Genomic DNA, 23,289 nt, shown 5'->3' on the forward strand with positions numbered 1-23,289 from the left:
GCTCCCTTCCTTTCCCTCCGGAGGGGGAAAGGTGGCGCTGCGAAGCAGCGACGGATTGGGGGAACCACCTGGCAATCAAACCTCGGCCCCGGTCAGTCACGCCAGTCACAGAAGATATGTGCATAGCGTAGCGATGGCCGCCGACTGCCCCCTCACCCCAGCAACGTCCGCGTCCTCTTGTTCCCGCCCAGCTTGCGCCAATTGTTGAACCGATGCGTCGCGGCGGCAAACGAGATCTTCATCTGCTGGGCGACGGTGTAGCGCGACTTGCCTTCGTCGAACATGCGGTAGCAGCACTCGGCGCCTTCCTCGGTCAGCTTGCCGTCGGGCGTCTTGTTGTGCGGGTTGGCCGGGTCGAATTTTTCGATCTGCTGCTCGACCAGGCCTTTCAGGCGCTGCAAATCTGCCTCGATGCTGGCGATGAGGTCGAGAACCGGCTTCGCGTCGAACGCATGCGGGTGCTTTTTGTCTGTCATCCGGTGGGCTCCTTTGGTCGGAGCAGCTCCAGGAAAAGTGTGATCGGTTTTCCGTCCGGAACTGCGTAAAGACAAAGACCTGAGCGGTTTGCCGTTTCCGTGAAACGGCGGACCGCTCTAAGCTGTTGCTGCCTATATAGGCAAACATTCGGCAATAATGAAGGGTTGGCGCGCTTCCGCTGGATCAACCATTCGCGAGCGCATCGATGCCGCTTGCAATTGACGGCCGCCGGTTACAATCCTAGTTTAGAACTGTTCTAAACTAGAGTGATGCCATCATGCTTTCCCGTGTTTTCGGCCTCAGCCGCCGTTCCTTCGATTCGCTCTCCGAACAGGAGATCCTGGCGCTGGCGATCTCCTCCGAAGAGGATGACGGGCGCATCTACCGCGCCTATGCCGACGGGCTCGCGCAGGACTTTCCGCAATCGGCGAAAGTGTTCGAGGCGATGGCCGAGGAAGAGGACGGCCACCGCGATTCGCTGATCGAGCTTTACAGAAAACGCTTCGGCGAGCGCATCCCGCTGCTCAGGCGCGAGCATGTGAAGGGCTATTACGAGCGCAAGCCCGACTGGCTGGTGAAGCCGCTGGGCATCGAGCATGTGCGGCGCCAGGCTGAAGAAATGGAGCAGCAGGCCTACCGCTTCTATGTCGCGGCGGCCAGGCGCACCACGGATGCCTCGACCCGAAAACTGCTCGATGAACTCGCCGCCGCCGAGCAGAGCCATGAAAGCTCGGCGCACAAGCTGGAGCAGGAACATGTGCCGGGCGAGGTGAAGGCCGAGGAAGCGAGCGCCGAGCAGCGCCAGTTCATCCTCACCTATGTGCAGCCGGGGCTGGCCGGGCTGATGGACGGCTCGGTGTCGACGCTGGCGCCGATCTTCGCCGCCGCCTTCGCCACGCATGACACCTGGCAGACGCTGCTGGTCGGGCTCGCCGCCTCGATCGGCGCCGGCATCTCGATGGGCTTCACCGAAGTCGCCTCCGACGACGGCAAGCTGTCGGGCCGCGGCTCGCCGATCAAGCGCGGCCTGACGGTCGGGCTGATGACGACGCTGGGCGGCCTCGGCCACGCGCTGCCCTATCTCATCCCGCAATTCTGGACGGCGACGACGGTTGCCGCGATCGTGGTGTTCTTCGAGCTCTGGGCCATCGCTTTCGTCCAGAACCGCTACATGCAGACCCCTTTCTGGCGCGCCGCCCTGCAGGTGGTGCTCGGCGGCGCGCTGGTGTTCGGCGCCGGTGTGCTGATCGGGAATGCGTAGGTCTCTTCCTTCCCCCCCTTGTCTACGGCATGCACACATCTCCAAGTGGCTGGTTTTGGCGATAGCGTGCATGGCAACTTGGCGCATGCACTGTCTAATGCAGCGCTGGTCGACCCCCACTCCGTCGAGCTTCGCTCGCCACCTCTCCCCCGATCGACGGGGTAGAGGAAAGGCGCCAGGCTTTTTGTCGTCAACGCTCGTCCAGCAACGCGCCCTTCCTTTCCCTCCGGAGGGGGGGAAAGGTGGCGCTGCGAAGCAGCGACGGATTGGGGAACCACCTGGCAATCAAGCCTCGGCCTGATCCGTCACGCCAGTCACGGAAGATGTGTGCACCCCTTGTGGAAGAGGCGCGCTGCGCCTTACCCATTCACCGCTCTGCTATCCTGCGGCGCCTCTTCTCTTTCCGTCAGCCCGTAGTCGCGCACGACATGGGCGATGCGCAGACGATAGCCGGCAAAGATACCACCGCGGCCGGCCTTCTGCGCCTGCCGGTGTTCTTCGGTGTTGCGCCAGGCTTTGACGGCGTCTTCGTCGCGCCAGAAGGAGAGCGACAGCACGCGCTTCGGATCGGCAAGGCTCTGGAAGCGTTCGATCGACAGGAAGCCGTCGATACCGTCGAGCAGCGGCCTGAGCTCGGCGGCGATGCCGAGATAGGCATCGCGCTTTCCCGCCGCCGGCTCCACCTCGAAGATGACGGCGATCATGCCTCCTCCTTGACCATGACGTCGGTCTGGAAGAGCTGTCGCGGCCCGTGCGGTGCGGACACCTGCTTGAGGAAGATGCGGTCTTCCTTGAGGATGAATTTTTCGCGCCGCGCGAATTCGTAGTTCGCCTTGCCCGCCGGGTCGGCGGCAAGCCGCGCGCGATAGGCTTCGTAGGCGGCGAGGCTCTCGATGTTGTAGGCCGCATAGGCCGTGGTGGCCGAGCCTTCGTGCGGGGCGTAGTAGCCGATCAGGTCGGCGCCGCAGCGGGGGATGGCCTGGCCCCAGGCGCGGGCATACTGCTCGAAGGCCTCCTTGCCGAACGGATCGATCTCGTAGCGGATGAAGCAGGTGATGGTCATGGCTCGTCTCCTTCTTGGGATTCTCTGCGAGGATGGTTCGATTGCGGTCGAAACATCCCTTGTGCCGTTGTGCTAGGCATTCTCGTGTCAGGAGCGTTGCCGCGGCTCCTTGTGCTGGCTTGAGAATAATGCTCTTCTGACGAGAATGCTTCGATAGGGATCAAACCATGCGTGAAGGACCCGACATCGCCCGCATCGCCAGCCTGGTCGGCGACCCGGCCCGCGCCAATATGCTCAACGCGCTGATGGGCGGCACGGCGCTGACCGCGACGGAACTGGCGTTGGAAGCCGGCGTGTCGCTGCCCACCGCATCCTCGCATCTGTCAAAGCTGATGGAGGGCGGGCTGCTGACTTTGGCAAGCCAGGGCCGCCATCGCTATTACGGCCTCGCCAGCGCCCAGGTGGCCGGCATGATCGAGGCGATCATCGGCGTTGCCGAGGCGGTCGGCCCCAAGCGCGTGCGGCCCGGCCCGCGCGATGCGGCCATGCGCGTGGCGCGGGTCTGCTACGACCATCTCGCCGGCGAACAGGCCGTCGCCATGCTCGACCGCCTGTTCGACAGGAAGCTTCTGCTGCGCGAAGATAACGAGATCAGGCTGGCGCCTGCGGGCGCCTCGCATTTCACGGCGCTCGGCATCGACATAGACCGCAAGGCGAGGCGGCCGGTCTGCCGCGCCTGCCTCGACTGGAGCGTGCGCCGCTCGCATCTTGCCGGCACGCTGGGCGCCGCCATACTCGACAAGATCATCGCGGAAAAATGGGCGCGCCGCGAAAAGGACAGCCGCGCCGTGGTGTTTTCGCCCACAGGCAGGCAGGCGTTTGAGAAGGTGTTTCTGGCCTGACGCTCACCCCCGCTTCAACACCTTCCCCAACTCAAAGAAATCCTTCCACGGATCGGCCTTCTTCAACTCCTGCAGCGTGGAAGCATCGCCTAGCGGAAACGCATTCGGCGCAACACCCTTCTCCAGCTCGGCCCAGGTCACCGGCATCGACACCGTCGCGCCCTTCTTGGCGCGTGACGAGTAGGGCGCCACCGTCGTTGAACCGCGTCCGTTGCGCAGATAATCGACGAAGATCTTCCCGGTGCGTGCCTTCTTCGACAGCGTCGCCGTGTAGCGGTCGGGCGCTGCTTGCTCCAGCGCGCGGGCAAAGTCATGCGCGAAATCCTTGACCGCGTCCCAGTCGGCAGCAGGCTTCAGCGGCACCAGCACGTGATAGCCCTTGCCGCCCGAGGTCTTGACCAGATTGGGCAACGCCAGCGCGTCGAGCTGCTTATGAATGTCGAGCGCCGCCTCGCGCACCTTGCCGACGTCGACGCCTTCATCGGGATCGAGGTCGAAGACGATCTGGTCCGGCTTTTCCAGCGCATCGAGCGTGCAGCCCCAGATATGGACCTCCACCACGCCGTACTGGACGAGCGCGGCGAGCCCGTCGAAGTCCTTGACGTAGAGGATCTCCTCGCCGTCGGCCGGATCCTTCATGCGCAGAATCCTGTCGCTCATGCCTGGCGAGGCGTGTTTCTGGAAAAAGCGCTGGCCGTGGATGCCGTCCGGCGCCCTGACCAGACTGAGCGGCCGGTTGACGACGAATTGCTGCATGCGCGGCCAGACCAGCGCGTAGTGATCGAGCAGGTCCTGTTTCGAGACTTTTTCGTCGGGCCACAAAAGCTTGTCGGGATGCGAGAGCTTTACCGAGGTCTTCGCCGTTCCGGCTGACGCCTTCGGCGCGGATTTGCCGCCGGGCTTTGCTTCGCTCTCGGCCTTCTTCGGCTTTTCCTGCACGACTTCCTCCGCCGGCTTGTCTTCGCGAAGCCCCTGGAACGAGGCGTGGCGGATTATACGGTCGGATGTCCAGGTGCGGAACTCCACCTCGCCGACCAGTTCGGGCTTGACGAAAGTGAGGCCCTTGCCCTTCGGCACGGCGGTCGAAAAAGGCGAACTCTTGGCCTGGAGAGCATCGAGCTTCTTCTTGAGGTCCGTCGCCACCTTGCCGGAAAAGCCGGTGCCGACGCGGCCGGCATAGCTGAGCTTGCCGCCCTCATTGTAGCCGACGAGAAGCGAGCGCAGGCCGCGTCCGGTCTTGTCTGACGGCAGATAGCCGCCGATGACGAATTCCTGGCGGAGCGTGCATTTCGATTTGACCCAGGAGAGCCCCCGTCCGCTGCGATAGGGCGCGTCGGCGCGCTTCGACACCACGCCTTCCAGGCCCATGCGGCAGACATGCTGCAGCATGACCTTGCCGGGCTCGTGGAAATGGTCGCTGAAGCGCAGCGCCGAATCTTCCGGTTGCGCGCCGAGCAGTTGAGCCAAGGCCTGCTTGCGCTCGACCAGCGGCTCGCCGCGCAAATCCTGGCCGTTCAGCCGCATCAGGTCGAAGGCATAATAGACGAAGCGATCGGCGCGGCGCGCCGACAGGTCGGCTTGCAGCAACGGAAACGACGACACGCCGCTGTCGGCCAGCACCACGACCTCGCCATCGATGATGGCATCGCGGCATTTCAGCCTGGCAAGCGCCGCAGTGACCGGCCCATCGAATTTCTCGGTCCAGTCGAGCCCGGCGCGGGTCAGCAGCCTGACCTCACTGCCGGCGATCTGCGCTTGCATGCGGTAGCCGTCGAATTTCACCTCGTGCAGCCAGTCCTCGCCGCCCGGCGCGTTCCTTTCCAAGGTCGCCAGTTGCGGTTCGATGAAGTCGAGGCGTTTGGCTGCTGCGCTCTTGGCCTTGCCGGCGGCCGGCTTGTTGGAATGCCAGACCTTTGGCTTCTCGCCTTTCGCCGCCTTGCCCTGGCCGACCTCCTCTATGGTCAGGCCCGACTTCACCGATTTCGGCTCATCTTCCAGAATGTCCTCGCCCGGGCGGGCCGCGGTATCGTCGGATTTGATAAGCAGCCAGTTGTCACGCTTCTCGCCGGGACGCGGCTTCAGCCGCACCAGATGCCAGCGGCCGTTGAGCTTGTGGCCTTCGAGCTCGAAATTGATATGGCCCTTCTTCATCGCCGCGGCCGGATCGCCGTCCGGGACCCATTTGCCTTCGTCCCAGACGATGACGGCGCCGCCGCCATACTCGCCCTTCGGTATGGTGCCCTCGAACGAAGCGTAGTCGACGGGATGGTCCTCGACATGGACGGCCAGCCGCTTCTCATGCGGATCGAGGCTCGGGCCGCGCGTCACCGCCCAGCTCCACAAAACGCCGTCATGCTCCAGCCGGAAATCGTAATGCAGGCGCGTGGCGTCGTGCTTCTGGACGACGAAGATGCCGCCGCCCATCCTGCCGCGTGCGACCTTGCCGGCCGGCTCGGCGGTTTTCTTGAAATCGCGCTTGGCATGATATTGCGCGAGGCCGGCCATGGCAGCGTGCTCCTAAGCCGACTTGCGCTTGGGCGCTGCTTTGGCCTTGGGCCCCTTCGCCGGCGCCTTGGACTTGCCGCCCTTGCCGCCGCCGTCCGCGTTCAAGCTCTTCTTCAGCGCATCGAACAGGTTGACGACATTGGACGGCTTTGGCGGCGCCTTGGCCTTCGGCGCCTTCTTGCCGGCCTTCTTGGCGCGGATCAGTTCGAGCAGCGCGTCCTCATATTTGTCGTCGAACTTCGAAGGATCGAACTTGGCGTGTTTCTTGTCGATGATGAGCTCGGCGAGATCCGTCATCTCCTGGTCGGTCTTTACCGACTTGATGTCGCCGAACACCGTTTCGGGCTGGCGCACCGTGTTGTCATAGCGCAGCGTCGTCAGCACCATGCCCTTGCCGAGCGGCTCAATCACCACCGGGCGTTCGCGGCTGTAGAGCACGATGCGCGCGAGCCCAGCCATCTTCTTGCCGGCCATCGCGTCACGGATCACGGCAAAAGCCTCCTCCGACACCTTGTCCGCCGGCGCGACATAATAGGGCGTATCGAGATAGATCTGCTCGATCGAGGCTTTATCGACGAAGCCGTCGAGGCTCATCGTGTGCGAGGATTCGATCTGCACCGCTTCGATTTCGTCCTCCTCGATATGGACGAAGTCGCCGTCACTCACCTCGTAGCCCTTGATCTCGTCGCCGTCCTCGACCGGCTTGCCGGTCTCGGCATCGACATAGATACGGTTGACCGTGTTGCCGGTCTTGCGGTTGAGGATGCGGAACGAGACCTTTTCGATGTGCGTGACGACGTTCGTCAGCTCGATGGCGCAGGTGACCAGCGACAGTTTCAGATAACCCTTCCAGGCGGGGCGTGGTGCCATGACAAACTCCCGGGCGATGCGCGCTTATCCGCAACGGGCGGAGGCTGGCTTGGGTTCCGCGGCGGCCGACCGGCTCCCGTTGCGCTCAAGCAATGAAATTTCGCGACGCCGCCGAACCGTGAAACAGAAGCGCGCCGAAGCGACATCGAGGCGAAACATATGTGATGCAAAAGGCACATCATGCGCAAAGGCGACAAAAGGCACCGAAAGACCCCGAATCAGCCGCATTCCGGCCACGATGCAACGACTTTCGGACCAGAAATTAACATCACGTTCACCGACTATTCACGCCTAGATGCTATGCTCCCAGACAATTCGGACGGGACATCCGAAAACGGGACAGGGACAGGTAAAATGAACTTCTGGAACCAAATCGCCGGCTATGCCACCGCCATCCGCGAATTCGTCGCGCCGACCTACCGGCCGGAGCGCTATTACATGCGCGGCCCGGGCCCGGCCTGCGCGCGTCGCGGCAACTCGCTGGGCGTCAGCGCCAACTGATATGATCCGCGAACGCGCCCACCACAGCCGCATTTGCCGGCCGGCCGCCGACCAGCGCGCCACCACCTATCGCGCCGAGCGCCTCGCGCTTGCCGCCAACTGGCGTGCGACAACGCCGCGACTTTGACGCCGCCGCCGGCTGGCTTAGTGTTGAAAAGCACAAGCAGCCGGGGCCGCCATGACCGACCTGCCCGATCAGTACAGTCCGCCTCACCAGGTCTATGATCCAAGCCTGCCGCTGCTCGTCTTCGACGGCGTCTGCGTGTTCTGCTCCGGCTTCGTCCGGCTGATCGTCCGGCTCGACCGCAAGAAACGCTTCCGCTTTGCCACCGCGCAGTCGCCTTTCGGCGAGGCGCTGTTTCGCCGGCATGGCCTGCCGACCGACGACTACGACAGCAATCTCGCCCTCATCGACGGCGTCGGCTTCACCCATCTCGACAGTTTCATCGCCATCATGGCCGAACTCGGCTGGCCATGGCGGGCGGCGAAGGCGCTGCTCATCCTGCCGCGCCCGCTACGGGACTGGATCTACGACCGCGTCGCCAGGAACCGCTACGCCCTGTTCGGCCGGAAGGACAGTTGCGAGATCCCGTCCGCCGAATTGCGGCAGCGGCTGGTCGGATAATGCGCGAGTAAAGAGAGGGGCGGCGATGAAACTCCTGATCGTCGGCGGCTACGGCATCTTCGGCGGGCGCATCGTCGAGCTTCTGGAGAACGAACCGCGCTTGAGTCTGCTTGTCGCCGGCCGCTCGCCCGGCAAGGCCGGGGCGTTTTGCCGGACCCGCGTCGATGCCAAAGCCGAGCTCGTGCCGACGGCATTCGACCGCGATGGCGATCTGGGCGTCCAGCTTGCCGCCTTGCGGCCCGATGCCGTCATCGACGCCAGCGGCCCGTTCCAGGCCTATGGCGAGGGGTGCTACCGGCTGATCGAGGCCTGCATCGCCGGGCATACCCACTATCTGGACCTTGCCGACGGCTCGGATTTCGTCGCCGGCGTCGCCGCTTTCGACGAACAGGCGAGAGAGGCAGGCGTCTTCGTCCTGTCCGGCGTGTCGAGCTTCCCGGTGCTGACGGCGGCGGTGGTGCGGCGCCTGTCGTCCGGCTTGGCGCGGGTCGAGACCATCCGCGGCGGCATTGCGCCGTCGCCTTTCGCCGGCGTCGGCGAAAACGTCATCCGCGCCATTGCGAGCTATGCCGGCCAGCCGGTGCGGCTGACGCGCGACGGCAAGCAGGCCGAGGGTTACCCGTTGACCGAGCAGATGCGCTATACGATCGCGCCGCCCGGCCGCGTGCCGGTGCGCAGCACCTTGTTCTCGCTGGTCGACGTGCCGGACCTGCGCGCGCTTGCCGCGCTGTGGCCTGAGGCGAAGACGATCTGGATGGGCGCCGGCCCGGTGCCGGAGGTATTGCACCGCGCGCTGGTCGGCCTGGCTTGGCTTGTGCGCGTCGGGCTGGTCCGCTCGCTCTCGCTGCTGTCGCCATTGATGCACTGGGCGAGCAACCGGCTGGCCTGGGGCGAGCATCGCGGCGGCATGTTCGTCGCGGTCGAAGGCGCCGACGATGCGGGCAGACCAGCCAGGCGGTCGTGGCATTTGCTGGCGGAAGGCAGTGACGGGCCGCTGATACCCGCCATGGCGGTCGAGGCGGTGATCCGCAAGGCGATCGGCGGCCGGATGCCTGCGCCCGGCGCGCGCGCGGCGGTGCGCGATCTCGAGCTCGATGACTATGAAACGCTGTTCGCCAGCAAGACGATCTACACCGGCTTCCGCCATGACAGCGAGGAACAGGGAAAGCCGCTTTATCCCCGCTTGCTTGGCGACGCCTGGAAAAACCTCCCGGCTCCGATCCGCGCCATGCATGAGGGCACGGCGGTTGCGGAAGGGCGCGCCAGCGTCGAGCGCGGCGACGGCATGCTTAGCCGGCTTGCTGCCTGGCTGGTCGGCTTCCCGCCGGCCCAGACCGATGTTGCGGTTAAGGTCCGGTTCGACATTGGCGCAGATGGCGAGACCTGGACGCGCACCTTCGGCACGCACAGCTTTTCGAGCCGCCAGCTTGCCGGGCAGGGGCGCTCCGAGCGACTGCTTGTCGAGCGCTTCGGCCCGTTGAATTTTGCCATGGCGCTGGTCGCCGGCGACAATCGTCTTTCGCTGGTTATGCGCCGCTGGAGCTTTCTCGGCCTGCCGCTGCCGATGTGGCTTTGTCCGCGCTCGACATCCTACGAGACGGTTCAAGACGGCCGCTTCCGCTTCCATGTCGACATCTCGCATCCGCTGACCGGATTGATCGCGCGCTATCGCGGCTGGCTGGAGCCGGCTTCGCGTCACAACGACAGCAAGGTGCGCGAAGAAGCGATGGCGGGTTGAGGGCTCGCCCTTGCGCATGTCGCGCAAGGGGAAGAAAATTTTTGCAGCCTGTCGAAATCGGTCAGAGCCGCGCGACTTTAGTGCGGCCCGCAACGATGCGGCCTTCGAAAACGGGAGAACACCATGCGCTACATGATTATGATCTATGCTGACGAAGCCGCGATGGCGAGCGTGCCGACGGAGACCACCTATCAGATCAGCGCGGCCTATGGCGCTTATACCGAGGCGCTGAAAAAGTCCGGCGTCTGGCTGGCCGGCGACCGGCTGAAGCCAAGCCAGGTCACGACCCAGGTGAAGATGAGCAACGGCAAGACCAACGTGCTCGACGGCCCCTATGCCGACACCAAGGAGCAGCTTGCCGGCTTCTATATGATCGAGGCGGCCGACATCGACACCGCCATCGAATGGGCGGCGCGCTGTCCGGCTGCCAGCATCGGCACGGTCGAGCTGCGGCCGATCTGGGAGATGGCCGAGTATGCGGCCAAGGCGGGATAATCCTGTATATCGGGAATGACCTGTGATGGACGATCGCTCTGATATTGCGCGGGCGGCGGCCGAAGCGGCCGCCCGGCAGAGCTACGGCAAGCTGGTCGCCTGGCTGGCGGCCCGCACGCGCGACGTCGCCGGCGCCGAGGATGCGCTGGCCGACGCCTTCGCCGCGGCGCTCGAACGCTGGCCGCGAACCGGTGTCCCGGCGCAGCCGGAAGCCTGGCTGCTTGCGGTGGCGCGCCGCCGCGATGTGGACGCCGTCAGGCGGCGGCTGACCAGCGAAGCAGCCCGCGATCATCTCAAGCTGATTTCGGAAGAGATAGAGGCGCGCATGAGCAGCGAGGAATTGCCCGACGAAAGGTTGCGGCTGATGTTCGCCTGCGCCCATCCGGCGATCGAATCGAGCGTGCGCGCGCCGCTGATCCTGCAGACCATCCTCGGTTTCGACGCAGCCGCCATCGCCTCGGCCTTCCTGGTCTCGCCGGCGACGATGGGCCAGCGGCTGGTGCGCGCGAAGAACCGCATCCGCGAAACCGGCATCCCGTTCCGCGTGCCGGAACAGGCCGAGCTCGGCGAAAGGCTGGGCGCAGTGCTCGAGGCCATCTACGCGAGCTTCGCCGAGGGCTGGTCGGACCCGAGCGGCACCGAAACCAGACGCCGCAACCTCGCAACCGAAGGCATCTGGCTCGGACGGCTGGTCGCCTCGCTGATGCCGGAAGAGCCCGAGGCGCTCGGGCTTCTGGCGCTGATGCTGTTCGCCGAGGCGCGCCGCGCCGCGAGGCGCAGCCCGGAGGGCGACTTCGTGGCGCTCGCCGATCAGGACACGGCACTTTGGGACGATGGCTTGATCGACGAGGCGGAAGCGCTGCTCGGCCGCGCCGCGCGAAAAGGCGTCATCGGCCGCTACCAGCTGGAGGCGGCCGTGCAGTCCGCCCACACCGCGCGACGGCGTGGCGGGCGCACCGACTGGGCGGCGATCCGCCAGCTCTACGACGCGCTGATGACCGTTGCCGGTTCGCCGGTGGTGGCCATAAACCGCGCCGTGGCGATCGCCGAGGAAGAAGGCACGCCGGCCGGGCTGTCCGCGCTCTACGTGCTGGGCGAGGACAAGCGGCTGCAGGACTATCAGCCCTATTGGGCCGCCCGCGCCGGCCTGCTCGCCAGACTGGGCACCATCACGAAAGCAGCCGAGGCCTATGACCGCGCCATCGGCCTCGAACGCGACGATGCCGTGCGCCGCTTCCTGCAGGCCGAGAAGGCCAAGCTTGTCAGGAATTAGAGCAATGCCTGGCCCAACCGCTGCGCACTTTTCCCGGAATTTGCTTTAAGGCCACATCTCGTGGGATGCATTGAGTTTCCGCATCAGCTCGTCCTCCCGCAGCCTTGCCCACAGGCGTTCGATGTTCGGCCAGTCGTTGCGGGCGCGCATCGTGTCCGGATGCCAGGCGACGAGCATGGCGAGATAGATGTCGGCCAGCGACCGCTTGTCGCCGGCCAGCCAGCTCCGGTCGGCAAGCGCCCGGTCGAGGATGGCGAAACCGCGATCCATCTCGGCAATCGCTGCATCCTTCACCGCTTGCACGCTGCCGGCATCGGCGGTGTAGCGATGGGCGTAGTAGAGCCTAAGGATCGCCGGGTAGAGCACCGACGACATGAAGGCCAGCCAGCGCAGGAAATCGGCCCGTCCGGGCGAACCGGCTTCGGGCGCCAGGCCGGCTTCAGGATGGCGCTCGGCGAGCAGGATGCAGATCGCCGCCGACTCGGTCAGCGAATGGCCGTCGGGCAATATCAGTGCCGGCACCTGGTTCAACGGGCTGATGGCAAGAAAGGCCGGATCGGACACGTCCTTCTTCGGCACGTCGATCTGCTCGAACGGCGCGCCGGCCATGGCAAGCGCCGCCTCGACGACAAAGCCGCCGCTGCCCGGGCGCGTAAAAAGCTTGTACATCAAAATCCCCCCGTCGGCCGACCGCAGCCGGCGGCGATATGAGCTGGAAGTCCGGGCTTGCTCAAGTCACTGGTGGAAGCCAGCCCCGGACTTTTCAGCGGTCCAACGTGTCAGGCGCCCAGTCCGTCGAACAGGATGGTCGACAGATAGCGCTCGGCGAAGGACGGGATGACGACGACAAGGTTCTTGCCCTTGTTCTCGGGCCGCGAGCCGACGACGATCGCGGCCTGGAGTGCTGCACCCGACGAGATGCCGACCGGCACGCCTTCGAGGCGGGCGACGAGGCGGGCATTGGCGACGGAATCCTCGTTGGAGACCCGGACGATCTCGTCATAGACCGAGGTGTCGAGGATCTTCGGCGCGAAGCCGGCGCCGATGCCCTGGATCTTGTGCGGGCCTGGCTGGCCGCCCGACAGCACCGGCGAGGCTTCCGGCTCGACGGCCACGACATGCAGCGCGGGCTTGCGCTTCTTCAGCACCTGGCCGACGCCGGTGATGGTGCCGCCGGTGCCGATGCCGGCGACGAAGATATCGACCTCGCCCTGGGTGTCGTTCCAGATCTCCTCGGCCGTGGTGCGGCGGTGGATTTCCGGATTGGCCGGGTTCTCGAACTGCTGCGGGATGATGGCGTTGGGCAGGGTGGCGGCGAGCTCGTCGGCCTTGGCGATGGCGCCCTTCATGCCTTTCGGCCCTTCGGTCAGCACCAGCTCGGCGCCGAGCAGCGCCAGCATCTTGCGCCGCTCCACCGACATCGTCTCCGGCATGGTGAGGATCAGCTTGTAGCCCTTGGCGGCGGCGGCGAAGGCAAGCGCGATGCCGGTGTTGCCGGAGGTCGGCTCGATCAGCGTCGTCTTGCCGGGCGCAATCTTGCCGGCCGCCTCCAGCGCCTCGATCATGGCAACGCCGATGCGGTCCTTGACCGAAGCGATCGGGTTGAAGAATTCGAGCTTGGCCATCAGGTTGGCGACGATGCCCTTCTCCTTGGCGAATTTGTCCAGCCTGACCAGCGGCGTGTCGCCGATCGTCTCGGTGATCGAATTGAAGACGCGGCCGCGGCCGGGCACGCGCGCGGAAGAGACGGGCTTGTTCATGGTTCTCGCTCCCAAGGCAAAGGCAATTGGCAAACAGAATAGGGCTTTCAGCCGCGCAAGATAGGCCGCCGGCCGAAAATATCCGAGTGGGACGGTTGCTCAAAACCGGCCCGCGCCGGAAATGCATTTTCCGGCCAGGCCGATTTCGGGAATGGTTTGGCTGAAATCAAGACCGGCTGAGATCGGTGCCTATTGCCTTGCGGCGATCGCGGCTGCCGCGCCCATCATGAAACCGGCGGCGGTGCGGTTCAAAAGCTTCAGTGCACGCGGCGATTTCAAGAACCAGCGCGCCTTGGCGGCCAAAGCCAGATAGGGCACCAGCACCACGAACAGCACGATGACCGTAAGCACCGCCAGGATGGCGTAGTCGGCGAGCGTGATCGTCTTCAGGTCGACGATGGTCGGCGTGATGGCGAGGTAGAAAATCATCGTCTTCGGATTGCCGAGCGTCAGCGTCAGCCCGGCGATGAAACTCGACACCAGCCCGTCCTTGGCCTTCCGCGCCTCGACGGTCTCGGGCGTGATGCCGCTCGTCCAGAAGCGCCAGGCAAGGAAGGCGAGATAGGCGACACCAGCCCATTTGATGGCCAGGAACACCATGCCGAAGGTCTGGGCGACGAAGGCAAGCCCGAGCACCACGGCGGTGAGATAGGTCAGATCGCCAAGCATCAGGCCGAACGACATGGCGAGCGACGAGCGAAAGCCGGAGCCGAGCGCGCGGGCGACAAGCGCCGTGACGCCCGGGCCGGGAATCGCGGCGGCGATGGCAAGGGTTGCACTGTAGGCGACAAATCCGGTGAGTGTCATAGGCGGAGGTCCGAGGATCGGGCGCCCTTTTCGCATGAAACCAGTGGGGAATGTATTCCCTGAGGCCGGTTTCAATTGCACCAGACGCCGACTGCCAACCGGATCGTCCTACTCGATCTCAGGACTGCCCATAGGTGATGCGCCAGATGGTGCCGTTGCCGTCCTCGGTGAGGATCAGCGCGCCATCCTTGGCGACGGCCACGCCGACCGGCCGGCCCCAGACCTCGTCGTCGGAAATTACGAAGCCGGTGGCGAAATCCTCATACTCGCCGGTCGGCTTGCCGTCCTTGAATTTCAGCCGCACCACCTTGTAACCTGTGCGGACATTGCGGTTCCACGAGCCGTGCAGCGCGACGAACGCATCACCCAGATAGTCGGCCGGGAAGTTGGCGCCGTCATAGAAGGCGATGTTGAGCGGGGCCGAATGCGCCTGGATCAGCACGTCGGGCAGCGTGACCTTGCCGGCAAGATCGGGGCGTGCGCCTTTGTAGCGCGGGTCCTCATTGCCGCCGATGTAATACCAGGGCCAGCCATAGAAGGCGCCGTCCTTCACCGCGGTGGCATATTCGAAGGGGACATCGTCGCCGAGCTCGTCGCGCTCGTTGACGACACACCAGAGCGCCCCTGTCGCCGGCTGCACGCTCATGCCGGAGCAGTTGCGCAGGCCGGTGGCGACGGTCCTGCGGTTGTTGCCGTCGGGATCGAAGGCCAGCACGTCGGCGCGGCCCTGTTCCGAACCCCAGGCGGCGCCCAGCGGCTGTACTTTCGCCCAGTCTTCGAGGCCGCCCTTCGGCTCGCCGCCCATATCCTCGGCGATGTTGGAGCCGGAGCCGACCGAGAGGTAGAGCGTCTTGCCGTCGGCCGAGAAGGCGATGTCGCGCGTCCAGTGATGGCTGGCCGGGATCTTTGCGACGATGGTTTCCGGCTGGCCGGACGCTTCGAGGTCGCCATCGCGATAGGGGAATCGCACGACGCTGTTGCTGTTGGCGACATAGACCCATTGCGGCTTATCGCCAGGCGGATAGAAGGCGATGCCATAGGGCCGGGTCAGGCCCTTGGCGAAGATCGACGCCTCGGCGGGCTTGGCGCTGCCTTCGGCAAGGCGGTAGACGCGTATCTGGTTCGACATGCTGTCGGCGACGAAGAGGTCGCCATTCGGCGCCACGCGTACGACACGAGGATTGTCGATGCCGGAAGCGACGAGCTCGGCGGAGAAGCCAGGCGGAAGTTTCGGCCTGGCGTCCTCGGGGCGATCGGTGACATCGCTGCTGTTTGAAGCAGACTCCGTCACATAGGGTTTTTGCAGATCTTCAGGTTTCAGCAGCCTGCGAACGCCTGGGCGGTCGGCCGTCCAGTCGCCGAAAGCCTTCTCGCCGCTGAGCAGGGGTTGATCGGCCTGCTGCGCGAGGGCGCTGCCGGCAAGGACCAGCGCGAGGCCCGCAAGGCCGGCAATCTGCATCATGCTGTTCCTCCGTGGCTCGCCAACGACGAGGGCCGGGCTCAGGCCTCCTCGGCATCCAGGTCGTCGTCGAGGCGCTGTTCCAGTTCGACGAGGTCGGCGGGCAAGGGCAGGCCCATGGCGCGCAGCTCGCGCAATTTCTCGCGCAGCTGCTCCTGGATCTCGTGCTCGTCCTCGGGCTGGTTGACCATTTCCTCAAGCAGCAGGCTGATCTGGGCCTTCAGCGATTCCAACGCCATCTCGCACTCTCCTTGCGGCGGTCGCCGCCTCCAGATTTACCTCAGCATCCGGGAGATCAGTTGCGCCGTGTAGTCGACCATCGGAACGATGCGGGCGTAATTCAGCCGCGTCGGGCCGATGACGCCGAGCGCGCCGATGACGCGGGCATCCTTGTCGCGATAGGGCGCCACCACAAGCGACGAGCCGGACAACGAAAACAGCTTGTTCTCCGAGCCGATGAAGATGCGCACGCCCGGCCCTTCCTCGGCGAGGTCGAGCAGTTGCAGCAGCCCGTCCTGCGTCTCCAGGTCCTCGAACAGGTGCCGCAGCAGCTCCAGATCGGCCTGCGCGGTGACGTTTTCCAAGAGATTGGCGCGGCCGCGCACGATGAGGCGCGCCGGCAGGCCGCTTTCGGCGCCGGCCCACACCGCAAGGCCCTTCTCGACCAGGTCCTGCGACAGCGTGTCCAGCGCCGCCCGGGTCTCGTCCTTGATGCGGGCGATCTCGATGCGCGCCTCGGCCAGCGTGCGTCCGCGGATATGGGCATTGAGGAAGTTCGAGGCCTCATGCAACTGCGACACCGTGATGCCGGCCGGCAGGTCGACGACACGGTTCTCGACATCGCCATTCTGCGACACCATCACCGCGAGTGCCTTGGTGGGTTCCAGCTGGATGAATTCGATATGCTTCAGCGCCACTTCGTTCTTCGAGGCGAGCACCAGGCCGGCGCCGCGCGACATGCCGGACAGCATCTGGCTGGCCTCGGTCAGCATGTGCTCCAGCGTCGCGCCGGAGCCGGAGGCGCGCACCTGCGCCTCGATGATGCGGCGTTCTTCGTCCGACAGGTCGCCGAGCTCCATGAAGGCATCGACGAAAAAGCGCAGGCCGGTCTGCGTCGGCAGGCGTCCGGCCGAGATGTGCGGCGCGTAGATCAGCCCCAGATGTTCCAGGTCGCTCATCACGTTGCGGATGGTGGCCGGCGACAGCGAGGAGGGCAGGATGCGCGACAGGCTGCGCGAGCCGACCGGCTCGCCGTCGCGCAGATAAGAATCGACGATCCGCCTGAAGATGTCGCGCGAACGCATGTCGAGCGACTGCAGCACGGGCGATTGCAGCCCTGACCCCTGCGACGTCGGATCGACTGGTTTGTTCATCCCGGCGAAAACCTCCTGTGGAAAGGATATAGACTTAAGCCAGCGCGGCGCAACCCGGTGCCGCGTTTGCGGGTTTTCCTTTGCGACTTGCCCCGCATGCGTCTACAAGCCGGCCACGATTCCGGAACCGACAGGAAAGCAGGCCGAATGCGCCCCTCCAAACGCCAAGCCGACGAAATGCGCGCCATCTCCTTCGAGCGCGGCGTATCCAAACACGCCGAAGGCTCCTGCCTGGTGAAGTTCGGCGACACGCATGTCCTATGTACGGCGAGCCTGGAGGAAAAAGTCCCGGCCTGGATGCGAAATTCCGGCAAGGGCTGGGTGACGGCCGAATACGGCATGCTCCCGCGCTCGACCGGCGAGCGCATGCGGCGTGAGGCTTCCGCCGGCAAGCAGGGCGGCCGCACGCTGGAAATACAGCGGCTGATCGGCCGTTCGCTGCGCGCCGTGGTCGACCTGCAGGCGCTGGGCGAACAGCAGATCACCGTCGACTGCGACGTCATCCAGGCCGACGGCGGCACCCGCACCGCCTCGATCACCGGCGGCTGGGTGGCGCTCCATGACTGCCTGCGCTGGATGGAAGCGCGCCAGATGGCCAGCGTTTCCAAGGTGCTGAAGGACCATGTCGCGGCGATTTCCTGCGGCATCCATGACGGCCAGCCGGTCATCGACCTCGACTATCTGGAGGATTCGTCCGCCGGCACCGACGCCAATTTCGTCATGACCGGCAAGGGCGGCATCGTCGAGATCCAGGGCACCGCCGAGGGCGAGCCGTTCTCCGAGGATCAGTTCGCGGCGCTGATGGGCCTGGCGAAAAAGGGCATTTCGCGGCTGGTGAGCTTGCAGCAGATGGCGGTGGCGTAGGTTTTCGAATGCCGAGCCCGGGCCCCTCCGCAATTCTGGAATCGGCGCTATACGTCACCGATCTGACCGCCGCGGAAGCCTTCTACCGCGACATCATCGGCCTCGAGCCGCTGGGCAAGGTCGAAGGCCGCCACGTCTTCTTTCGCTGCGGCGACGGCGTGCTGCTGCTCTTCAACGCCGAGGCGACAAGAATCCCGCCGGCGCCGGATGCAAGGCTGCAGGTGCCTCCCCACGGCACGGTCGGCGAGGGGCATCTTTGTTTTGCCGCCAGCGCCGACGAGATCGCCGAATGGCGGAACCGTCTCGCCGCGAAAGACATCGCCATCGAAAGCGATTTCGAATGGCCGCAAGGCGGGCGCTCGATCTATATCCGCGACCCGTCGGGCAATTCGATCGAGTTCGCCGAACCGAGGATCTGGGGTCTCTGATGCATTCCCTGAACGGACGAAAGATCGTCGTCGCCAGCCACAATGCCGGAAAGCTGCGCGAATTCGCCGATTTGATGGGCCCGTTCGGCTTCGAGGCGAAGTCGGCCAAGGAGTACGGCCTGCCGGAACCGGACGAGACCGGCACGACCTTCGAGGAAAACGCCTATATCAAGGCCTTCGCGGCCGCCAAGGCGACCGGCCTGCCGGCGATGTCCGACGATTCCGGACTTTGCGTCGATGCGCTTGGCGGCGCGCCGGGCGTCTACACCGCCAACTGGGCGGAAAAGCCGGACGGCAGCAGGGATTTCGGCATGGCGATGCAGAAGACGGAGACCGCCCTGCAGGATGCCGGCGCGACCGGGCCCGCTGAGCGCACCGGCCGCTTCGTCGCTGTCATCTGCCTGGCGTTCCCGAACGGCGAGGCGGAATATTACCGCGGCGAAGCGGAAGGCACGCTGGTGTGGCCGCCGCGCGGCACGCTCGGCTTCGGCTATGATCCAGTGTTCCTGCCCAATGGCTTCGACAAGACGTTCGGCGAGATGAGTGCGGAAGAAAAACACGGCTGGAAGCCTGGACAGGCGACCGCGCTTTCGCACCGCGCCCGCGCCTTCCAGAAATTTGCCCAGGCTCGACTGGACCTGGCCGGGCTCGGTTCGGAATGATCGGGACCGGCCAGACGATGCAACTCGACCGCAGCCCCGGCTTCGGCGTCTACATCCATTGGCCGTTCTGCGCGGCCAAATGCCCTTATTGCGACTTCAACAGCCATGTCCGCCACCAGCCGGTCGACCAGGAGCGCTTCGCGCGCGCCTTCGAGACCGAGCTCAAGACCATGCGCGATCGCACCGGCCCGCGCGAGGTGACCAGCATCTTCCTCGGCGGCGGCACCCCGTCGCTGATGAAGCCGGAAACGGTGGGCGCGGTGCTGGACGCCGTGGCGAAGAACTGGACGGTGCCTGCCGGCATCGAAGTGACCCTGGAGGCAAACCCGTCTTCGGTCGAGGCCGAGCGTTTCCGCGGCTATCGCGCCGCCGGCGTCAACCGGGTTTCGCTCGGCGTGCAGGCGCTGAACGACAAGGATTTGCGCTTCCTCGGCCGGCTGCACAATGTCGAGGAAGCCTTGCATGCGATCAGCTTGGCGCGCGAGATTTTTCCGCGCCTGTCCTTCGACCTGATCTACGCCCGGCCCGGCCAGACGCCGGAGGAATGGGGCGCGGAGCTCGAACAGGCGATCGGCTATGCCGTCGACCATTTGTCGCTCTACCAGCTCACCATCGAGGAAGGCACGCCCTTCCACGCGCTTTACGCGGCCCGAAAATTCACGCTGCCCGACAACGACCACGCCGCCGACCTTTATGCGCTGACGCAGGAGGTGACGGCGGCGCACGGCCTGCCGGCCTACGAGATCTCCAATCACGCACGTCCAGGCGCCGAGAGCCGGCACAATCTGACCTATTGGCGCTATGGCGAATATGTCGGCGTCGGACCGGGCGCGCATGGCCGCTTCGTCGAGAACGGCCGCCGCACCGTGACGGTCGCGGAGAGGATGCCGGAGACCTGGGCCAATCTGGTCGAGGCCAAGGGCCACGGCGTCACCGGCGGCGAGATTCTGACGCGCTCGGAGGAAGCAGACGAGTTCCTGCTGATGGGGCTGCGGCTTGCCGAAGGCATCGACCTGCAGCGCTACGAGACGTTTGCCGGGCGCAGCCTTTCGACGGATCGGCTTTCGGTGCTGCAAGAGGAAGGGCTGGTGGCGCCGGTCGGCAATGCAAGGCTGCGCGCCACGACCGCCGGCATGATCGTGCTGGATGCCGTCGTAGCGGATCTGGCACGATAGCCTTTGAAGAAAATCCTCTTCGTCTGCAGCCAGAACCGCCTGCGCAGCCCAACCGCCGAGCAGGTGTTTTCCAAACGCCGCGACATCGAGGTCGAATCGGCCGGCACCAATCACGACGCCGATAATCCGCTGACGCATGAGCTGGTCGCCTGGGCCGACACCATCTTCGTCATGGAAAAGGCGCATCGCGCCAAGCTGCAGAAGAAGTTCCGGTCGAGCCTGAAGGGCGCCCGGGTCATCTGCCTGGATATTCCGGACGACTACGAATTCATGGATCCGGAGCTGGTGCGGTTATTGGAGGCGAAGGTGCCTCGATACCTTTGAAGGCTGTGGCGCTCCTCAGCGCGTTCGTCATTCTCGGGCTTGACCCGAGAATCCACGCCGTGACCTACACGAAGGGTGCGGCCGGGCAGAATTCTGCACCGCTGGTGGCGCTTCGATGTAACGGCATGGATTCCAGGGTTTGCGCGCGTCGCTTCGCTCCTTGCTTCGCCCTGGAATGACGAAACGCGAGATCGCGAAGGGTCCTGCTTGTCTAAGCGTCGTGCTTCTGGCGGTGCTTGCCGCGGGTCTTCTCGCCATGCGCTTCGCCGTGGCGGACCGGCTTCAAATCGGCCTTGTCGCGGCGCGCGCCTTGCTGCGCGGCGATCGGATGCGGCGGGATGCCCTCGCGGGCGGTTTTGGTCTCAAGTTTGCTGATGAAAATGTCGAAGCGATTGGGCATCGTCCGGTCCTGCCTCCTCCCGGGGAATCAGGGATGAAATTCGCTGGTGCCGGTCTGGTTCCGCACTGTGGCAAAGGCATGGCGATTTCATCGACCCGACCTCACGTTTTGCAACAGGCCGTCAGCCATGCCAAAGAGGGTGAACGGAGGGTTATCCTTGACCGGCGAAAAACGCAGCTATCTGATCGGGCAGAGCGAGATCGTGGCGCGGCCGCTTCAGCCCGCGCTCTATCTGGTGGCGACGCCGATCGGCAATCTCGCCGACATCACGCTGCGCGCGCTGGAGACGCTGGCCGCCGCCGATATCGTCGCCTGCGAGGACACCCGCGTCTCGCGCGTGCTGCTCGAACGCTACGGCATCCGCCGCCGCACCACCGCCTATCACGAGCACAATGCCGCCGAGGCCGGGCCGAAGCTCATCGAGGCTTTGCAGGCCGGACAAAGCGTGGCGCTGATCTCGGACGCCGGCACGCCGCTAGTGTCCGATCCCGGCTACCGGCTGGTCGGCGAGGCGCTGGAGCATGGCATCCGCGTCGTGCCGATCCCCGGGCCTTCGGCGGCGCTCGCCGCACTGACGGCTTCCGGGCTGCCGTCCGATGCCTTCCTGTTCGCCGGCTTCCTGCCGGTGAAGACCGGGCAGCGGCTGACCAAGCTCGAGACATTCAAGGCGGTGCCGGCAACGCTGATCTTCTTCGAATCGCCAAGACGGCTGGCCGAGACGCTTGCAGCTATGGTCGAAGCGCTCGGCGGCGAACGCAAGGCCGCCATCGGCCGCGAGCTGACCAAGACCTTCGAGGAGATGCGGACCGGCACGCTTGCCGCGCTCGCCGGCCACTATGCCGCCGCCGACACGCCGAAGGGCGAGATCGTCATCTGCGTCGGCCCGCCGGAGGCCGGGGAAGAACAGCCTGCCGATATCGACCGGCTGTTGCTGTCGCTGGCCGCCGAAATGCCGGCGTCCAAGGCGGCGGCGGAAGCGGCGAAAATGACCGGCGGGCAGAAACAGGCGCTTTACCGGCGGCTGCTGGAGCTTAGGGAAGGCGACGGTGGCTAAGCGTTCGGCGGGCAATCGCCGAAAGGCCTATCGGCGCGGGCATCGCGGCGAATGGCTGGCGGCGCTGGCACTGATGCTGAAAGGCTATCGCATCCTGGCTCGCCGCCACCGCACCAAGCTCGGCGAGATCGATCTTATCGCCAGGCGCGGCGATCTCGTGCTGTTCGTCGAGGTCAAGGCGCGGCGCACGCTGATCGAGGCCATGGAAGCGATCGGCCATGAATCGGAGCGCCGCATCGAAGGCGCCGCCGATATCTGGCTGTCACGCCAGCCCGACTATGGCAGGCTTTCGCTGCGTTTCGATATGGTCGCGGTGCTGCCCTGGCGCTGGCCGGTGCATGTCGAGAACGCGTTTTATGGGAGGAATTGAGGGTTCACCCCCACACCATCAGCGCCAGCAGCCCGAGCCCGCCGACCACCAGCCGCCACCAGCCGAACAGCGAATAGCCGTTCTTCGAGACGTAATCGAGCAGGAAGCGCACGACGATGAGCGCGGTGATGAAGGCGGCGATGAAGCCGACGGAAATGATCGGGAGATCCGCCGAGGTCAGCACGTTGCGGTTCTTGTAGAGGTCGAAGACGAAGGCGCCGACCATGGTCGGCATGGCGAGGAAGAATGAGAATTCCGCCGCCGCGCGCTTGTCGACGCCCATCAGCAGCGCGCCGACGATGGTCGAGCCGGAGCGCGAGGTGCCGGGGATCAGCGACAGGCACTGGAACAGGCCGATTTTAAGATAAAGGCTCAACGGGAAGCGCTCGACATCGTGATGCACCGGCTTGAAATTGATGCGGTCGACGACGAGCAGCACGACGCCGCCGATGATCAGCATGATGCAGATTAGCCGCGGCGATTCGAACAGGATGGTCTTGATGAAATCATGTGCCAGCGCGCCGAGGATGGCGGCCGGCAGGAATGCGACCAGGATGCCGATGACGAAATGCCGGGTCTGCGGGTCGCTGGGCAGCTTGGTCAGCATCTGCCATAGCTTGCCGAAATAGACACTCAATATGGCCAGGATCGCGCCGAGCTGGATCAGTATCTCGAAAGCCTTTCCGGTGGAATGGAAGCCGAGGAAGTGGCCGGCGAGCAGGATATGGCCGGTCGAGGAGACCGGAATGAACTCGGTCAGGCCCTCCAAAAGCCCAAGCAGCAGCGCTTCGACGATGGTCTGGCTTTCCATTGGCAACCTCTGATCTTGGACGATGGCTAAGGGAAGGGCTTGCTTGTCATGGGGCGGAAGTGTCCCTATAGGTCGCAACACCCATGACAGCCCCTGGAATCGGGCAGCCAAGACTTACCGGCGCGGGTAACGATTCGCCAGTGCGCCCTATC

At 65.0% G+C, this 23,289-nt stretch carries 27 protein-coding genes; 14 read left to right on the forward strand and 13 right to left on the reverse strand.

The window, feature by feature from the left end; all coding sequences use genetic code 11:
- Positions 1-152: 152 nt before the first annotated feature.
- Positions 153-476 (reverse strand): hypothetical protein, encoded by a 324-nt coding sequence (locus tag FJ988_RS12170; RefSeq protein ID WP_140817862.1) that lies wholly within the window; start codon positions 474-476, stop codon positions 153-155.
- 278 nt (positions 477-754) lie between these two features.
- Between FJ988_RS12170 and mbfA the strand changes: the two genes are divergently transcribed.
- Positions 755-1,738, forward strand: coding sequence for an iron exporter MbfA (mbfA, locus tag FJ988_RS12175; RefSeq protein ID WP_140817864.1), 984 nt, complete (start codon positions 755-757; stop codon positions 1,736-1,738).
- 359 nt (positions 1,739-2,097) lie between these two features.
- Here the strand turns inward: mbfA and FJ988_RS12185 are convergent, their stop codons facing one another.
- Together FJ988_RS12185 and FJ988_RS12190 are read right to left on the reverse strand one after the other, a co-directional pair.
- Positions 2,098-2,442: an antibiotic biosynthesis monooxygenase gene (locus tag FJ988_RS12185; protein WP_140817866.1), complete on the reverse strand. Its 345-nt coding sequence runs from the start codon at positions 2,440-2,442 to the stop codon at positions 2,098-2,100.
- The gene (locus FJ988_RS12190; RefSeq protein WP_140817868.1) at positions 2,439-2,801 is read right to left on the reverse strand and encodes an NIPSNAP family protein; all 363 of its coding nucleotides are present in this window, start codon (positions 2,799-2,801) and stop codon (positions 2,439-2,441) included. Before FJ988_RS12190 ends, FJ988_RS12185 begins: the two co-directional genes overlap by 4 nt.
- Positions 2,802-2,968: 167 nt before the next feature.
- Here FJ988_RS12190 and FJ988_RS12195 point away from each other — a divergent pair, with 167 nt between their 5' ends.
- Entirely contained in the window at positions 2,969-3,643 is a 675-nt protein-coding gene (locus FJ988_RS12195; protein WP_140817870.1) for a helix-turn-helix transcriptional regulator, read from the forward strand.
- Between the two features lie 3 nt (positions 3,644-3,646).
- On the opposite strand, the gene ligD is transcribed toward FJ988_RS12195, so the two are convergent.
- Together ligD and FJ988_RS12205 are read right to left on the reverse strand one after the other, a co-directional pair.
- On the reverse strand, positions 3,647-6,148 hold the full coding sequence (gene ligD, locus FJ988_RS12200) for a DNA ligase D (RefSeq protein ID WP_140817872.1): 2,502 nt from the start codon (positions 6,146-6,148) through the stop codon (positions 3,647-3,649).
- Positions 6,149-6,160: 12 nt separating this feature from the next.
- Complete coding sequence (locus tag FJ988_RS12205; RefSeq protein ID WP_140817873.1) at positions 6,161-7,018, reverse strand: Ku protein; 858 nt, start codon at positions 7,016-7,018, stop codon at positions 6,161-6,163.
- A gap of 354 nt (positions 7,019-7,372) precedes the next feature.
- On the opposite strand from FJ988_RS12205, the gene FJ988_RS12210 reads away from it, so the two are divergent.
- The 5 genes from FJ988_RS12210 to FJ988_RS12230 all read left to right on the forward strand — a co-directional run bounded on the left by FJ988_RS12210 (position 7,373) and on the right by FJ988_RS12230 (position 11,650).
- On the forward strand, positions 7,373-7,519 hold the full coding sequence (locus tag FJ988_RS12210; RefSeq protein WP_140817875.1) for a hypothetical protein: 147 nt from the start codon (positions 7,373-7,375) through the stop codon (positions 7,517-7,519).
- 178 nt (positions 7,520-7,697) lie between these two features.
- On the forward strand, positions 7,698-8,144 hold the full coding sequence (locus FJ988_RS12215) for a thiol-disulfide oxidoreductase DCC family protein (RefSeq protein ID WP_140817877.1): 447 nt from the start codon (positions 7,698-7,700) through the stop codon (positions 8,142-8,144).
- Between the two features lie 25 nt (positions 8,145-8,169).
- Entirely contained in the window at positions 8,170-9,882 is a 1,713-nt protein-coding gene (locus tag FJ988_RS12220; protein WP_140817878.1) for an SDR family oxidoreductase, read from the forward strand.
- Between the two features lie 123 nt (positions 9,883-10,005).
- Complete coding sequence (locus FJ988_RS12225) at positions 10,006-10,377, forward strand: YciI family protein (RefSeq protein ID WP_140817880.1); 372 nt, start codon at positions 10,006-10,008, stop codon at positions 10,375-10,377.
- Positions 10,378-10,402: 25 nt separating this feature from the next.
- Positions 10,403-11,650 (forward strand): RNA polymerase sigma factor, encoded by a 1,248-nt coding sequence (locus FJ988_RS12230; RefSeq protein ID WP_140817882.1) that lies wholly within the window; start codon positions 10,403-10,405, stop codon positions 11,648-11,650.
- Positions 11,651-11,695: 45 nt separating this feature from the next.
- Here the strand turns inward: FJ988_RS12230 and FJ988_RS12235 are convergent, their stop codons facing one another.
- The 6 genes from FJ988_RS12235 to hrcA form a co-directional block, all read right to left on the reverse strand.
- The gene (locus FJ988_RS12235; protein ID WP_140817884.1) at positions 11,696-12,319 is read right to left on the reverse strand and encodes a glutathione S-transferase family protein; all 624 of its coding nucleotides are present in this window, start codon (positions 12,317-12,319) and stop codon (positions 11,696-11,698) included.
- Positions 12,320-12,429: 110 nt separating this feature from the next.
- Positions 12,430-13,410, reverse strand: a complete 981-nt coding sequence (gene cysK / locus FJ988_RS12240; protein ID WP_140817886.1) for a cysteine synthase A — start codon at positions 13,408-13,410, stop codon at positions 12,430-12,432.
- Between the two features lie 189 nt (positions 13,411-13,599).
- Positions 13,600-14,217 carry a LysE family translocator gene (locus FJ988_RS12245; RefSeq protein WP_140817888.1) on the reverse strand — a complete coding sequence of 206 codons (618 nt, stop codon included), beginning with the start codon at positions 14,215-14,217 and terminating at the stop codon, positions 13,600-13,602.
- 118 nt (positions 14,218-14,335) lie between these two features.
- Complete coding sequence (locus tag FJ988_RS12250; protein WP_140817890.1) at positions 14,336-15,679, reverse strand: sorbosone dehydrogenase family protein; 1,344 nt, start codon at positions 15,677-15,679, stop codon at positions 14,336-14,338.
- A gap of 38 nt (positions 15,680-15,717) precedes the next feature.
- On the reverse strand, positions 15,718-15,915 hold the full coding sequence (locus FJ988_RS12255) for a hypothetical protein (RefSeq protein ID WP_140817892.1): 198 nt from the start codon (positions 15,913-15,915) through the stop codon (positions 15,718-15,720).
- Between the two features lie 36 nt (positions 15,916-15,951).
- The gene (hrcA, locus tag FJ988_RS12260; RefSeq protein WP_140817894.1) at positions 15,952-17,049 is read right to left on the reverse strand and encodes a heat-inducible transcriptional repressor HrcA; all 1,098 of its coding nucleotides are present in this window, start codon (positions 17,047-17,049) and stop codon (positions 15,952-15,954) included.
- Between the two features lie 147 nt (positions 17,050-17,196).
- Between hrcA and rph the strand changes: the two genes are divergently transcribed.
- Genes rph through FJ988_RS12285 form a run of 5 tightly spaced genes read left to right on the forward strand, consistent with a single transcriptional unit; the run spans position 17,197 to position 20,502 of the window.
- Complete coding sequence (gene rph, locus FJ988_RS12265) at positions 17,197-17,913, forward strand: ribonuclease PH (RefSeq protein ID WP_140817896.1); 717 nt, start codon at positions 17,197-17,199, stop codon at positions 17,911-17,913.
- A gap of 8 nt (positions 17,914-17,921) precedes the next feature.
- A complete protein-coding gene (locus tag FJ988_RS12270) occupies positions 17,922-18,341 on the forward strand; it encodes a VOC family protein (RefSeq protein WP_140817898.1) in 420 nt (139 codons plus the stop codon).
- A complete protein-coding gene (rdgB, locus tag FJ988_RS12275) occupies positions 18,341-19,003 on the forward strand; it encodes an RdgB/HAM1 family non-canonical purine NTP pyrophosphatase (RefSeq protein WP_140817900.1) in 663 nt (220 codons plus the stop codon). Before FJ988_RS12270 ends, rdgB begins: the two co-directional genes overlap by 1 nt.
- On the forward strand, positions 19,000-20,178 hold the full coding sequence (gene hemW / locus FJ988_RS12280; protein ID WP_140817902.1) for a radical SAM family heme chaperone HemW: 1,179 nt from the start codon (positions 19,000-19,002) through the stop codon (positions 20,176-20,178). The genes rdgB and hemW overlap by 4 nt, the downstream gene beginning before the upstream one ends.
- Positions 20,179-20,181: 3 nt before the next feature.
- Positions 20,182-20,502: a low molecular weight protein tyrosine phosphatase family protein gene (locus FJ988_RS12285; protein ID WP_140817904.1), complete on the forward strand. Its 321-nt coding sequence runs from the start codon at positions 20,182-20,184 to the stop codon at positions 20,500-20,502.
- 211 nt (positions 20,503-20,713) lie between these two features.
- Here FJ988_RS12285 and FJ988_RS12290 read toward each other — a convergent pair whose 3' ends face one another.
- Complete coding sequence (locus tag FJ988_RS12290) at positions 20,714-20,902, reverse strand: hypothetical protein (protein ID WP_140817906.1); 189 nt, start codon at positions 20,900-20,902, stop codon at positions 20,714-20,716.
- A 157-nt stretch (positions 20,903-21,059) separates the two neighbouring features.
- Between FJ988_RS12290 and rsmI the strand changes: the two genes are divergently transcribed.
- Together rsmI and FJ988_RS12300 are read left to right on the forward strand one after the other, a co-directional pair.
- Positions 21,060-21,956 carry a 16S rRNA (cytidine(1402)-2'-O)-methyltransferase gene (gene rsmI, locus FJ988_RS12295; protein ID WP_181183514.1) on the forward strand — a complete coding sequence of 299 codons (897 nt, stop codon included), beginning with the start codon at positions 21,060-21,062 and terminating at the stop codon, positions 21,954-21,956.
- Positions 21,949-22,326, forward strand: coding sequence for a YraN family protein (locus FJ988_RS12300; protein WP_140817910.1), 378 nt, complete (start codon positions 21,949-21,951; stop codon positions 22,324-22,326). The genes rsmI and FJ988_RS12300 overlap by 8 nt, the downstream gene beginning before the upstream one ends.
- 4 nt (positions 22,327-22,330) lie before the next feature.
- On the opposite strand, the gene FJ988_RS12305 is transcribed toward FJ988_RS12300, so the two are convergent.
- Positions 22,331-23,137 (reverse strand): undecaprenyl-diphosphate phosphatase, encoded by an 807-nt coding sequence (locus FJ988_RS12305; RefSeq protein ID WP_140817912.1) that lies wholly within the window; start codon positions 23,135-23,137, stop codon positions 22,331-22,333.
- Positions 23,138-23,289 lie beyond the last annotated feature (152 nt).

The sequence above is a fragment of the Mesorhizobium sp. CU3 genome, assembly GCF_006442965.1.
In the GTDB taxonomy this organism is placed as follows: domain Bacteria; phylum Pseudomonadota; class Alphaproteobacteria; order Rhizobiales; family Rhizobiaceae; genus Mesorhizobium.

What these genes read in the sequence shown, in the direction of transcription:
- FJ988_RS12170 (WP_140817862.1), bottom strand. Translation starts at nt 476, where the DNA reads ATGACAGACAAAAAGCACCCGCATGCGTTCGACGCGAAGCCGGTTCTC.
- mbfA (WP_140817864.1), top strand. Translation starts at nt 755, where the DNA reads ATGCTTTCCCGTGTTTTCGGCCTCAGCCGCCGTTCCTTCGATTCGCTC.
- FJ988_RS12185 (WP_140817866.1), bottom strand. Translation starts at nt 2,442, where the DNA reads ATGATCGCCGTCATCTTCGAGGTGGAGCCGGCGGCGGGAAAGCGCGAT.
- FJ988_RS12190 (WP_140817868.1), bottom strand. Translation starts at nt 2,801, where the DNA reads ATGACCATCACCTGCTTCATCCGCTACGAGATCGATCCGTTCGGCAAG.
- FJ988_RS12195 (WP_140817870.1), top strand. Translation starts at nt 2,969, where the DNA reads ATGCGTGAAGGACCCGACATCGCCCGCATCGCCAGCCTGGTCGGCGAC.
- ligD (WP_140817872.1), bottom strand. Translation starts at nt 6,148, where the DNA reads ATGGCCGGCCTCGCGCAATATCATGCCAAGCGCGATTTCAAGAAAACC.
- FJ988_RS12205 (WP_140817873.1), bottom strand. Translation starts at nt 7,018, where the DNA reads ATGGCACCACGCCCCGCCTGGAAGGGTTATCTGAAACTGTCGCTGGTC.
- FJ988_RS12210 (WP_140817875.1), top strand. Translation starts at nt 7,373, where the DNA reads ATGAACTTCTGGAACCAAATCGCCGGCTATGCCACCGCCATCCGCGAA.
- FJ988_RS12215 (WP_140817877.1), top strand. Translation starts at nt 7,698, where the DNA reads ATGACCGACCTGCCCGATCAGTACAGTCCGCCTCACCAGGTCTATGAT.
- FJ988_RS12220 (WP_140817878.1), top strand. Translation starts at nt 8,170, where the DNA reads ATGAAACTCCTGATCGTCGGCGGCTACGGCATCTTCGGCGGGCGCATC.
- FJ988_RS12225 (WP_140817880.1), top strand. Translation starts at nt 10,006, where the DNA reads ATGCGCTACATGATTATGATCTATGCTGACGAAGCCGCGATGGCGAGC.
- FJ988_RS12230 (WP_140817882.1), top strand. Translation starts at nt 10,403, where the DNA reads ATGGACGATCGCTCTGATATTGCGCGGGCGGCGGCCGAAGCGGCCGCC.
- FJ988_RS12235 (WP_140817884.1), bottom strand. Translation starts at nt 12,319, where the DNA reads ATGTACAAGCTTTTTACGCGCCCGGGCAGCGGCGGCTTTGTCGTCGAG.
- cysK (WP_140817886.1), bottom strand. Translation starts at nt 13,410, where the DNA reads ATGAACAAGCCCGTCTCTTCCGCGCGCGTGCCCGGCCGCGGCCGCGTC.
- FJ988_RS12245 (WP_140817888.1), bottom strand. Translation starts at nt 14,217, where the DNA reads ATGACACTCACCGGATTTGTCGCCTACAGTGCAACCCTTGCCATCGCC.
- FJ988_RS12250 (WP_140817890.1), bottom strand. Translation starts at nt 15,679, where the DNA reads ATGATGCAGATTGCCGGCCTTGCGGGCCTCGCGCTGGTCCTTGCCGGC.
- FJ988_RS12255 (WP_140817892.1), bottom strand. Translation starts at nt 15,915, where the DNA reads ATGGCGTTGGAATCGCTGAAGGCCCAGATCAGCCTGCTGCTTGAGGAA.
- hrcA (WP_140817894.1), bottom strand. Translation starts at nt 17,049, where the DNA reads ATGAACAAACCAGTCGATCCGACGTCGCAGGGGTCAGGGCTGCAATCG.
- rph (WP_140817896.1), top strand. Translation starts at nt 17,197, where the DNA reads ATGCGCCCCTCCAAACGCCAAGCCGACGAAATGCGCGCCATCTCCTTC.
- FJ988_RS12270 (WP_140817898.1), top strand. Translation starts at nt 17,922, where the DNA reads ATGCCGAGCCCGGGCCCCTCCGCAATTCTGGAATCGGCGCTATACGTC.
- rdgB (WP_140817900.1), top strand. Translation starts at nt 18,341, where the DNA reads ATGCATTCCCTGAACGGACGAAAGATCGTCGTCGCCAGCCACAATGCC.
- hemW (WP_140817902.1), top strand. Translation starts at nt 19,000, where the DNA reads ATGATCGGGACCGGCCAGACGATGCAACTCGACCGCAGCCCCGGCTTC.
- FJ988_RS12290 (WP_140817906.1), bottom strand. Translation starts at nt 20,902, where the DNA reads ATGCCCAATCGCTTCGACATTTTCATCAGCAAACTTGAGACCAAAACC.
- FJ988_RS12305 (WP_140817912.1), bottom strand. Translation starts at nt 23,137, where the DNA reads ATGGAAAGCCAGACCATCGTCGAAGCGCTGCTGCTTGGGCTTTTGGAG.